Origin of the sequence: uncultured Dokdonia sp. (genome assembly GCF_937910895.1) — a bacterium.
Taxonomy (GTDB): Bacteria; Bacteroidota; Bacteroidia; order Flavobacteriales; family Flavobacteriaceae; genus Dokdonia.
Genome location: NZ_CALEMI010000120.1, coordinates 1 through 11,763 on the forward strand (window position 1 = coordinate 1; position 11,763 = coordinate 11,763).

14 protein-coding genes are annotated in these 11,763 nt (G+C 35.1%); 8 read left to right on the forward strand and 6 right to left on the reverse strand.

Annotated elements, in window-relative coordinates:
• Both Q0505_RS14270 and Q0505_RS14275 read left to right on the forward strand, forming a co-directional pair.
• Positions 1–303 (forward strand): transporter (locus Q0505_RS14270; RefSeq protein WP_299214083.1); only part of this gene is annotated, 303 nt, incomplete at its 5' end.
• Between the two features lie 18 nt (positions 304–321).
• Positions 322–1,446, forward strand: a complete 1,125-nt coding sequence (locus tag Q0505_RS14275) for a GTP cyclohydrolase (RefSeq protein ID WP_299214086.1) — start codon at positions 322–324, stop codon at positions 1,444–1,446.
• Between the two features lie 79 nt (positions 1,447–1,525).
• Here the strand turns inward: Q0505_RS14275 and Q0505_RS14280 are convergent, their stop codons facing one another.
• The gene (locus Q0505_RS14280) at positions 1,526–2,212 is read right to left on the reverse strand and encodes a hypothetical protein (RefSeq protein WP_299214088.1); all 687 of its coding nucleotides are present in this window, start codon (positions 2,210–2,212) and stop codon (positions 1,526–1,528) included.
• 204 nt (positions 2,213–2,416) lie between these two features.
• Between Q0505_RS14280 and Q0505_RS14285 the strand changes: the two genes are divergently transcribed.
• Entirely contained in the window at positions 2,417–3,154 is a 738-nt protein-coding gene (locus tag Q0505_RS14285) for a TlpA disulfide reductase family protein (protein ID WP_299214091.1), read from the forward strand.
• Positions 3,151–3,792 carry a hemolysin III family protein gene (locus Q0505_RS14290; RefSeq protein ID WP_299214094.1) on the forward strand — a complete coding sequence of 214 codons (642 nt, stop codon included), beginning with the start codon at positions 3,151–3,153 and terminating at the stop codon, positions 3,790–3,792. The genes Q0505_RS14285 and Q0505_RS14290 overlap by 4 nt, the downstream gene beginning before the upstream one ends.
• Positions 3,793–3,853: 61 nt before the next feature.
• Here the strand turns inward: Q0505_RS14290 and Q0505_RS14295 are convergent, their stop codons facing one another.
• Positions 3,854–5,830: a T9SS type A sorting domain-containing protein gene (locus tag Q0505_RS14295; RefSeq protein ID WP_299214097.1), complete on the reverse strand. Its 1,977-nt coding sequence runs from the start codon at positions 5,828–5,830 to the stop codon at positions 3,854–3,856.
• 117 nt (positions 5,831–5,947) lie between these two features.
• On the opposite strand from Q0505_RS14295, the gene Q0505_RS14300 reads away from it, so the two are divergent.
• Positions 5,948–7,258, forward strand: coding sequence for a DEAD/DEAH box helicase (locus Q0505_RS14300; protein WP_299214100.1), 1,311 nt, complete (start codon positions 5,948–5,950; stop codon positions 7,256–7,258).
• 131 nt (positions 7,259–7,389) lie between these two features.
• Here the strand turns inward: Q0505_RS14300 and Q0505_RS14305 are convergent, their stop codons facing one another.
• The gene (locus Q0505_RS14305; protein ID WP_299214103.1) at positions 7,390–7,644 is read right to left on the reverse strand and encodes a DUF1456 family protein; all 255 of its coding nucleotides are present in this window, start codon (positions 7,642–7,644) and stop codon (positions 7,390–7,392) included.
• Positions 7,645–7,733: 89 nt separating this feature from the next.
• Between Q0505_RS14305 and rluF the strand changes: the two genes are divergently transcribed.
• From rluF to Q0505_RS14320, 3 genes are all read left to right on the forward strand, one after another.
• Positions 7,734–8,468: a 23S rRNA pseudouridine(2604) synthase RluF gene (rluF, locus tag Q0505_RS14310; protein ID WP_299214106.1), complete on the forward strand. Its 735-nt coding sequence runs from the start codon at positions 7,734–7,736 to the stop codon at positions 8,466–8,468.
• Between the two features lie 2 nt (positions 8,469–8,470).
• Positions 8,471–9,241, forward strand: coding sequence for a hypothetical protein (locus Q0505_RS14315; protein WP_299214109.1), 771 nt, complete (start codon positions 8,471–8,473; stop codon positions 9,239–9,241).
• A gap of 128 nt (positions 9,242–9,369) precedes the next feature.
• Positions 9,370–9,888: a hypothetical protein gene (locus tag Q0505_RS14320; RefSeq protein WP_299214112.1), complete on the forward strand. Its 519-nt coding sequence runs from the start codon at positions 9,370–9,372 to the stop codon at positions 9,886–9,888.
• A 102-nt stretch (positions 9,889–9,990) separates the two neighbouring features.
• Here the strand turns inward: Q0505_RS14320 and Q0505_RS14325 are convergent, their stop codons facing one another.
• From Q0505_RS14325 to Q0505_RS14335, 3 genes are all read right to left on the reverse strand, one after another.
• Positions 9,991–10,452, reverse strand: a complete 462-nt coding sequence (locus Q0505_RS14325) for a hypothetical protein (protein WP_299214115.1) — start codon at positions 10,450–10,452, stop codon at positions 9,991–9,993.
• A gap of 103 nt (positions 10,453–10,555) precedes the next feature.
• A complete protein-coding gene (locus tag Q0505_RS14330) occupies positions 10,556–11,500 on the reverse strand; it encodes an SIMPL domain-containing protein (RefSeq protein ID WP_299214118.1) in 945 nt (314 codons plus the stop codon).
• A 20-nt stretch (positions 11,501–11,520) separates the two neighbouring features.
• A partial coding sequence (locus Q0505_RS14335; protein ID WP_299214120.1) for a hypothetical protein occupies positions 11,521–11,763 on the reverse strand: 243 nt, incomplete at its 5' end.

The window sequence follows — 11,763 nt, forward strand, 5'->3', positions numbered from 1 at the left end:
TTCCGATCTGGTGGGGGTGCTTATTTAATTACAAAAAACCTACAAGTAGATGTGAGCGGATTGGTGAATTTTAAAGACACGCCTTCTCGATGGAATCTTGCTGCGGGATTATCCTGGCGATTAGATCTCCATAAAAAAGACGAGAGAATAGAAGAAAAAGGAGGAGATGATCTAGATGAAAACGGTAAGAAAAAAAGTAAATCAGCTTCAAAACGACAAGCTGAAAAAATAAATAAGAAGAATAAAAGGAAACGAAGAGATAGCGTTGATCCCGATGGTGGAGACGATGGTGATAATTTATAAACAGACGTATTTGACTACATGATTACCCTTAAAGAAATGAAAACATCTGCGGAGCTTAAACAGTTTGTTAAGTATCCGTTTTTGTTGTACAAGAATGAACCCCATTGGGTTCCTCCTATTATTGCTGATGAGTTAGATAGCATGGATCCTGCTAAGAATCCTGTATTTAAAAATGCAGAAGCCCGTTACTTTATAGCCTATAAAGGCAATGATCCCGTTGGGCGTATTTGTGCCATTATTAACCATATAGAAGTCAAAGAACAAGGAAAACCTAAAATGCGTTTTGGCTGGTTTGATGCTATAGATGATATTGAGGTTACCAAAAAATTACTAGACAAAGTTCGCGAGATAGGAAAAGCACATGACCTTGAGTTTATGGAAGGTCCTGTCGGCTTTTCAAACATGGAAAAAGCAGGATTACTTGTTGAGGGGTTTGACTACCTAAATACCATGATTACTTGGTATAACTATAGCTATTACAAAGATCATTTTGAGCAATTAGGCTTTGAGAAAGCTGCCGAATGGGTCGAATTTAAAATAAAAATTGATCCGCCAGATAAGCAGAATCCAAAAGTTAAAAAATTTGCGGATATCATTGCCAAGCGCTATGAGCTTACCCCGTTACAATTCAAAACCTCAAATGACATCAAACCGTATGTAGATGAGATGTTTGGATTGCTAAACAAAACGTATGATAAGCTCTCTACATTTGTTCCTATCCAACAATATCAAATTGATCATTACAAAGAGAAATATATAAAATACATCCACCCAGATTTTATCAAGTGTGTACAAGATAAAGAGGGAAAACTAGTGGCGTTTGCGATTACGATGCCTTCCTTCTCGAAAGCATTAAAGAAAGCCAATGGAAAATTATTCCCTACAGGTTTTTATCACTTATTAAAAGCTAAAAATAAAACCAATACAGCGGCATTCTACCTCATAGGGATTGATCCTGATTATCAAAATAAAGGCGTGACAGCTGTTATTTTCCAGATGATGCAAGATCTCTTCAATAAAAGAGGCATCACCGATGTAGAGACCAACCCTGAACTCGAAGAAAACAAAGCCATACAACAGCTCTGGAAAAATTACGAACATGAGCTCCACAAGCGTAGAAGAACGTATCGGAAGGATTTATAGATCAATTATAGACATAAAACATACTATTTCACTTTGAATGAAAATAATATAGGATATTAAAATAAATCTTTTTTTAATTTTATTCAAGATTATCAAGTCTGTCAATAATTGAATCTAATTTTGATTCTAAATCTTCTAAACTTATAGTTCCAAATTCTCTAAAACCCCACAATTTTCTAGAAATAGATTCAATAGATTTATTGTCTTCGTACCCATAACCTGCAGACCAATCTTGAATTGAACCTATCCGCTGAGCTATAGTTTCTGCTAAATTATAATCATCCTGTAATAATTTTGTTGATGTAGCTATAGTTACAGGAGAGTCAGGAATATGACCATTTTTAATTTCTAAAATCTGATCTTCTATTTCCTTTTTAGCACGAGCTACATCATCTAAATCTTTAACATCTATTTCTACAGTTCTTATTCCACTTAAATCAAATGGGATTTTCTGGCCTTTAGTTATAACTTGAATATAAGGTTTATTAGTTGCATGCCTTAGGGCTAACTCATAAAAAACATTTGGGTTTTGATCAGTTAAATCAGCAATAACTAATTCACTATCTAAAATAAGATTTATAATTTGGGTTGTTATAAGACCAACTTTTGCAACTTGATCTGCTCGAATTGTATTATACTGATTAGCATCTAAAACAGGTTTGAATACATGATTTAATAATTTATCAGAATGTTTTCTCTCTGTAGAATTTTCACTTCCAATTGGACATATAATAAAGCAGTTATCTTCAAAAATTTTATTTCCCATAAAAATTTTAATTGTAATGTATTCAAAGATATGCTTATATCTAGACAAAAAAAAGTTAACCTAAAAAGCTTATAAGACATTTATAACAATCTATAAATTAAATAAGACCAAAACTCTTTTATATCTTAGCTACCTAGCCATATTCTGAATAAAAACCTTCGTTTTACAGTTACCTTATAATACTTACACAGCAGATATAACATCATGAAATACTATCTATTTTTTATTGTTCTCGGTATGTGCCAACTTTCGGTCGGGCAAGAAACCTATTACAATTTTCAAGACGAAATTTTTAACGAAGTACGCTTTCGCGAAAAGCTAACATCTATTGAAACCCTCTACGGAGATCAATCCAATTATACCTACACAACCGCTAGTTATAAAGTACGTGCTACAAAAGTGCGTCAAGATTCTATCATCCAAGAGGTAGAAGTAATTCTCTCACAATCCAACACGGCTCCCCTTGATATTAACACCGGCGTGCAGCGTTTTATTAACAAACCACTGCCCGATTTTGAATTGCAAGATCTTGAGAGTCATCTTAAAACCAATAGCGATTATACAGGTAAAGTCACACTCATCAACTTGTGGTTTACTGCTTGTCCGCCTTGTATCACAGAGATTCCTTATCTCAATTATTTAAAAGATTCCTACAAAGATCAAGTGAATTTTGTTGCCATTACGTTTGACTCAAAAGATAAAGTAGATCGATTTTTAAGTCGAAAGGCGTTTGATTTTGAACACTTGGTAGCTGCCACCACCTATCTTCATAAACAACTGAACAACAATGCATTTCCTAAACTTATTTTGATAGATAAAAGAGGGCAGGTTCGTTTTGTAGAAAATGGCGTCCTCTTGAGCGGAAACATTATTTCACAACCTGAAGCTGCTGTTTCAGGTCTGAAAGAACAACTAGATTTCTTATTAAACGAACAGCTATGACACAAAAAAAAGCCGCCGAATACAGTCCGCTGGAAGAAAAATGGAACATCTATACACACGGTTTCGGATTTGTTGTAAGCCTAGTGGGATTGGCCTTTTTAAGTTTTCGCGAAAGCATAACCACTACCTATACCATCAGCGCCATTGTATTTGGATTGAGTCTTTGTATTCTCTATGCGGCATCTACGATTTATCACAGTGCGACTTCTCCTGTACGACGAATGCGGTTACAGATTTTTGACCATGCTGCGATTTATATATTGATTGCGGGGACATACACGCCTTTTACGTTGGTTACTTTACAAGGCGATACGGGCACACTCATTTTTTGTATCGCTTGGGGCATTGCGCTATTTGGAGTGATTCTTAAACTATTTTTTACTGGAAGGTTTGATATTTTGTCTACTATCTTGTATGTTGGAATGGGTTGGCTTATTGTTTTTGCATATACGCCATTAGTTAACAATCTGCATCCTACGGGGGTGCAATGGCTTTTTGGAGGCGGTATTGCCTATACGGTGGGTGCGATATTATATAGCATCAAGAAGATCCCATTTAACCATGCTATCTTTCACGTCTTTGTGTTGATTGGTAGTTTTTGCCACTTTATGTCAATCTATCTGTATGTTGGAAAGTAATAGCATAAAAAATCCCTTCAGCTGCTACTAAAGGGATTGATTATATAAATATATGCTACTTCTATTTTTTAATCAACTGTTTTGTCACTTGTTGATTCCCCGATTGGATATTCACAAAATAAATACCCGTAGCCATCGCAGATAGATCCATACGAATCATTTGACCAGAAATAGCTAATGTATAGGTTGCTATACGTTTGCCTTCAATGGAATAAAGTGTTGCTGTCGCCTCTTGTGTAAATGAAGAAGAACGAATACTTACGATATCATGCGTAGGGTTTGGATAGAGTTTTAAGTCTACAAAAGCTTCTTCTGAGACAGCTAATGCCACTTCTGGATCAAGAAAATCTGGAATATCATTGTTGTTAAGATCATCATCTAGCGGTGAACCACTATTGTTATAATCTTCATTGATCGTGAGTATCATATCACCGTCATCGTCATTATCAAGATAATTTTCTATTAAGTCATTATCCGTATCAATAAAGTCTTGAGGAGCAAAACCCGCTCCAATCCCTTCAATCTCAATACTTGTGTTGACAGTATCACCGTCATCATCTTCATCTAGATAGTTAGGAATATCATCACTATCTGTATCATCGTCATCTAGATTTCCGTTACCGTTAAGGTCTTCATCTATATCTGGAATCCCGTCATTATCGCTATCTGTAAACGTGCTTGAAAGAATGAGAAGAAAATCTCCTGTTGCAAAACAACCGTTCGCAAAACTTTCTAGTCGTACAAAAATTGTTTGCGGATTCTGTGTATTTGTAAACGCCGAAGGATTTGCAATAGGGTTTGTATTATTTAATGCATCATCTAACGTTATATGATAGGTTAATACAAAATCTGCTGGATTTTGTGCGCCTATGATTTGCGCCTCATTAGCCGTAAGATCAAAAACTTCAAAACCATCATTATCGATGTCTTCTAGTTCAATATTAGGAATAGTATCAATGATGATAGGAGAATCCAATACGACCAGATTTAAAGGTACGACTGCAAAACATCCCGTTTCACTATTTTCAGCTCTTGCATAAATAGTTTGCAAAAAAGGAGTCACGTTAGTATATAGATCTAATAAAGGAGCTACATCTGCAAAAGCATCTGCTTCTGTTTCGTGATAAGTAACCGCGAGATCTGGATTCCCATTGGTAATTTCTGCATCTTTAAGAGATAACATAAAGGTAGCAAAACCATCATTATCATCATCACAGATTATATAATCAGATGGAGTTACAATTGCTGGAATCGGATTAAAAATCGCGGTTAAATCCTCATCTACCATCGTATTATCCGCTAGTGTATACGAAACACGGTATACGCCATCCTGGGTTACATTTAAGAAAGCGGTGGTCTCGTCAGGAATTGTGACAAAATCATTTCCGTCAAATACAAACCATTGGTAATTAGATGCATTTGACACAGATGCCATTAATTCTATAGAATCGCCTTCACAGGCTTCAAAGGTAGTTTCCATACCAGTAGAACATACAGTAGCACCATCACCTGCTGTTTGTTCTATTTTTATAAACCCTTGATTTTGATTAAAGTTAGTAATGACTAGTACATACCGTTCGCCAGCGATGGCATTGGGAATCGACATATTTTCTACAGCTGCTGTCGAAAAGCTACAATCAACTAAATTGGCACTTTGTAAATTATCATAATCACATAATTCGTCATTTTCTCCAAAAGGACCCCATACAATAAAATCGACATCAAGAAGGTTTCCAGATGGATCTCCATTATTATCAAAACTTGTATTTTGAGTGATTTGAAAATCCAAATCTCCAGCTTGACTTATCTCAATAAATTGCCAAGTGGGATAGGGAGTAGACCCTAAGCAACCGTAGTCTGGTCCAGTTTCTGCAGCTGTAACACAATTACCATCTCCATTAAAACAATTAGGAAAAATGACGGTATTATTGGTGAGACATAAGGATTCAATATCAGCACAGAATCCATTTTGTGCAAACAAAGTAGACGATGTAAAAAGCAGGATACAAAGAGAAAAAAACGTGTAATTATTTTTCATAGATACATTTTATAGGATTACAATATATAGTAAAGACTTGATTAATAATAAAGGGTTGCGTTAATATTATGTTTTTTAACATACCCATATCTAAGCGAATCATAGTACCTTTGCGGTATGATAAGTGATCAAAAAAATCAACAGCAAATACTAGATAAGTTAGGCATAGAGACCCTAAATGAGATGCAAGAAGCGGCTCAACTAGCCATACACGCATCCAAAGAAGTGGTACTCCTCTCTCCTACAGGTACAGGAAAAACATTAGCGTTTTTATTACCTGTTATTGCAGAGTTGGATCCTAGCATTCAAGAAGTACAGTTATTGATTGTTGTGCCTTCTCGCGAACTTGCTACGCAGATAGAGCAAGTGGCGCGTACGATGGGAACTGGCTATAAAATACATGCTGCGTATGGTGGTCAATCTTTTAATACTGATAGACAAGCGATCAAACACAGACCTACGATTCTTATTGGAACGCCAGGACGCCTTGCCGATCATTTGCGGAGAGATACCTTCTCTACCGAATATATCAAAACCCTCGTACTAGATGAGTTTGACAAATCCTTAGAAGTTGGTTTTGAAGGAGAAATGACTGAAATTATCAGCTACTTACCGCAACTCTCTAAAAAGATCTTAACCTCAGCGACACAAGGAGTAGACATTCCTTCTTTTGTAGGATTAATAAATCCTGTTGTTGTCGATTATTTACATCAAGGGAGTTCTAAGCTAAAAATCAAAGCGATTGTATCGCCAGAAAAAGATAAACTTGCCACTTTAGAAAAAGCATTACGACACCTCGGTAATCAGCCAGGGATTATCTTTTGCAATTTTAAAGATACCATAGCGCGAATTAGTGAATATCTTTCAGATCATGGAATTGATCACGGATCTTTTTATGGAGGTATGGAACAACGAGATCGGGAGTTGTCATTACTTAAATTCAGAAATGGTACGCATCAGTTATTACTAGCGACAGATCTTGCTGCGAGAGGGATTGATATTCCAGACATCAAGTTTATTATTCATTATCATTTACCCATACGAGAAGAAGAATTTACACATCGTAATGGGCGTACAGCAAGAATGCACAATGATGGTGCTGCTTATGTTTTGCATTGGCGTAACGAACGCTTACCAGATTTTATGCCGACCATGGAAGAAGAGTATCTACTCGATCAAGAGACGCCTCTTGCTTCGATTTGGGAAACGCTTCAAATCACGGGCGGTCGTAAAGACAAAATTTCTAAAGGAGATATCGCCGGACTTTTCTTTAAACAAGGCGGGATTTCTAAAGAACAATTGGGTGTGATTGAACTAAAACAAGATACAGCCTATATCGCTGTGCATAAATCAGAAGTTCATTATCTGCTTAAAAAATTAGATAACGCAAGGGTAAAGAAAACGAAGATTCGGGTGAAGAGAGCGTAAAATTTTGTTTAATGTTTAAATTAAAGAAAGGAGAAATTTTATATATATGCTTTCGCGAAAGCGTATACAGGATTATTCCTAACTAAATACTGCTATTGAGAACTGAGACTGAATACTGCTTACTGAAAACTTTAAGAATCCGCAGGCTTCTTCTGCTTAGGAGGCATTGGACCGCGTAAATGAATGACCAATCCGTTTAAGAAATTACGTAAAAACTGATCCCCACATTCTACATACTTAGGATGATCTTCTGCTCGGAAGATAGCGCCTAGCTCACTTTTAGTGACTTTAAAATCAACCAACGCACAAATCTTTACAATATCGTCATCGCGCAGTTTATGTGCTACTCGTAGTTTTTTAAAGATATCATTGTTGGTAAGTGCCATGGTCTAGGATTAGAACAACAAAGTACGGTATTTTAATTTTTTCGCGAAAGCGAACTACTACTTATTTAAATCTATTAATTTTGTCATCTATGGAAGAACAAAAAACCACACGCATTAATAAGTATTTAAGCGAAGTAGGATACTGCTCTAGAAGAGCCGCAGATAAGCTCATAGATCAAGGGCGTGTCACCATCAACGGGAAAGTACCAGAAATGGGAACTAAAGTGGTTGAAGGCGATCAAGTGCATGTGGATGGGGTGTTGGTCTCTCCAAATCAGGAAGAATTGGTGTATCTGGCTTTTCATAAACCCGTGGGGATTGTGTGTACCACAGATACACGTGTGGAGAAAGATAATATCATAGACTACATCAACTATCCAAAACGTATTTTTCCTATTGGACGTCTGGATAAACCAAGCGAGGGTCTTATTTTTCTGACGAATGATGGGGATATTGTCAATAAAATTTTAAGAGCGCGTAACAATCACGAGAAGGAATATGAGGTAACCGTTGACCAACCTATCACCCCTTCTTTTATCCAGCAAATGAGCAATGGGGTGCCTATCCTAGATACGGTGACTCGCAAATGTGAGGTAGAGCGTTTGAGTCGGTTTAAGTTTAAAATTATACTCACGCAGGGACTGAATCGTCAAATTAGGCGAATGTGTGAATATTTAGGTTATGATGTGGTGCGCTTAAAGCGAAATAGGATTATGAATGTATCCCTCGATATTCCTGTGGGCGAATGGAGAGATCTTACAAAAGCAGAACTCGACGAAATTAATAGGCTGGTAGAAAAATCGGCAAAGACGCATAATTCTTAAACATGGAAACATTGATGTCAAGAGACCATACTCTTAAAAAGAAATTGTATAAGGATAAAGCGATATCTATTGGAACTTTTATTGGAGGTCCTTTAGTTGGTGGGTATCTTTTTGCTGAAAACTTTAAAGCTATTAATCAATCGGATAAAGTAACTAGAACTTGGATCATAACGATTCTTACTACTATTGTTATTTTTGGATTAGCCTTTTTAATTCCTGAAAACTCTCGTTTTCCTAGGATCCTAATTCCTGTAATATATACAGCGATTGCTTCTGGATTGTTTAAAAAATATCAAGAGCCTAGTGTACTAAGTCAAGTTGAAAATTCTGGTGAGTATCATCATTGGGGAAGAACCATTGGGGTTTCGTTACTAGGTTTAGTTATAACAGTAGCTATTATTTTTATAGGCGTTTTTACGTTTATAGGTATTGAAGAAAGCAATATGGCTACAAAAAAATATGGTCTAACTGTAAAACATGAAATTGAATATAATAGGTTAGATTTTACAGAAGCAGAAATAGATCAGATTGCAGATGGTTTTATAGAATATGCTTTTTTTGATCTTGACACTGCAAAATATGTATACGCAGAAAAAACAGGCGACACGTATACATTATTTATTCCAATCTCTGAACTTTATGCAAATGATCCTGATACTATCCAAGAACTAAAAGTACTCAGAGATAAAATGGATACGTATATTACAGATAAAACTATCATTATAAAACTCGTCATAGACTCTCTAGATAATGTAGTACAAATAATAGATTGATATAATTCTTTTATATTTGGCGCCATCACAACCATCACTATATGATTATTTACGGAACAAAGCCTGTACATCTAAAAACTGTTGAAAATAAAATTATAAAATGCGCTAACTGCGAAAAACAAGGTCAAATGGCCTTTAGTTATTTCAGTAGCCATTTTCATGTATTTTGGATTCCTGTATTTCCTTACACACGTAAAGGCTTCTCAAGTTGTACAAACTGTGGAGAAGAATTGAAACCGAAGCGTATGCCTGAGCATATACGTAGAGCTTATAAGGAGACAAAAAAAGACACCAAACTTCCTATTTGGCAATTTTCTGGATTGATCCTTGTTACGGTTTTAATAGGGTTTCTCATCTATCAATCTAAAGCAGATGATGCTACATACGCTGAGTATATGACAAGCCCTAGAAGTGGTGATGTGTATAGGTATAAATTGGGCTATGATGAATACTCCACACTTAAAATAGCGGAGATTACAGAAGACTCTATATATCTCATTCCCAACGAGTATGTCACCAACAAAAGAAGTGGCATTTCAGAAATTGATACAGATGCTAATTATGGTCAATTAATGTACGGCTACTCTCGTGATGAGATAGAACGTATGTTTAAAGATGAGGAGATTTATCAGATAGATCGAGAATAGGATTGATTAATATATGTATAGATTTAATTGTATAAAAACACCCATTTTGAAATATAATCAAAATGGGTGTTTTTTAGCGTAGTATCTATTTACTAAAAATATTTATAATGAAATATTAATAATTCCATTTGATATAATACTTTCATCATCATCGTCACCATTACAATTAACTTCTCCTGAAAAAGTACCAACTATTTCTGATGAGTTATTTGTAGATAAGTTATAGTTCATATTACCTTGATAATTACTACATCCTGTTCCATCTATATTATAAGAAAAACCTTCAAATGTTCCAGTTCCTAAATCACCACTAACAAAGCTCATAGATATAGTTTGAGAAGTGCTATTTGACATGGTTGCATTTATATTTACTAATTCTAAACCATTACCAGTTCCATTACTAACAACAACAGTATCGAATTCAAAATCTGTATCCCCTATTCTAAGTGTTAGAATTTCAGACGTATCCATATTGTTATCGTCTTCATTATCATTATCGTCACTATTACAGGATATTAGTACTCCAGCAAATAAGAAAAGAAAAAAATATTTAAAGTTTTTCATAAAATTGATTAATATAATTAATAAGAGTTTGGTTTATAAATTTAAAACAAAATAGACAGTCTTCTATCAGAAAACAATAGTATAATACACAAAAAAAATAAAATTACTTCAACTCAAAACTTGCAGAGATCATGACGGTGATTGATAATTCGCCGGGAGCAATACTTTCGCCACCAGCGTCAGAAGATTCCATCGCAAAATTGGCACTTCTAAATTGTGGTTGGGGTGGATTTGCACTAGCTTCACTTATCTGAACAGCTTTTCCAATAGATTGTCCTAAAGCAGTCGCGTAGGTTTCTGCACGGTTTTTAGCATCCAAAATAGCTAGAACTCTTGCTTCTTGTCTTAATGCTGTTGCTTGAGAAGATTTGAATTGCATACCATCTATACGATTAATTCCTGAATTTAATAATCCTGAAAGAATCCCTTCATATTGGGAAATGTCTTTAAGATGTACCGTGAGCGATTGGTTGGCTTTATACGAATACGTTTTACTATTGTAATCGTAATTCTTATTTAGATTAATATACTCTGTCTGTACATCTTCTGCTTTTAATCCCTGAGATCTTAAAAATTTAATAACAGCATTAATAGAATATCCTGACAAATCTGCTGCTGCTGTAGTAACAACTCCTTGACTATCTGTAGTATTATTTTGTAAATCAAATATAAGATTAAAGGTAGCTCCTCTTACTATAGATATATTATTAGATGTAGCGATATTGTTGATTATATTATTGAGTCTTTCGTCATTTATTTCTATACCTTGCATTAGCGCATACTCAACAACTAATTTTTCAGTAATCAGTTGTTTTAGAGATAATTTTGTAATTTTTTTATCATTGGGTATAACTTCTCCTTGTTGAGATAGTTTTTTTCTAATTTCCTCTTTTTTCTTATTAAGCTCTGAATTTGTAATTGTTTGTGTTTCAACAATGGCAATGATTTTGTCAACTTCAATATATTCTTGGGCAGCATAAACTGGATTTACCAAAAAAATATTTTGTAGGGTTATCAGCACACAAATAAAAATAACTTTAGTGATCATTTAGTCGTTATATATAGGCTTTAAAAATTTTTCTCGCGGTATTGATCAGGAAGATCACTTGCAAATGAACTACCTTGAACTGTCCGATTCATTTTTTCAAATAAGCTTGACTTATCTCCTTGGCCAAACGATCCAAGATCACCAATTTCAAGCATTATGAAGAATGTATCTGTTGCCTCTTCTGTTGTCGCAAGTTGAAGTCTATGAAACATCAATTGTGTAGTCCAACATCCTGCATCGTATTCAGCTCCGATCATTGATTC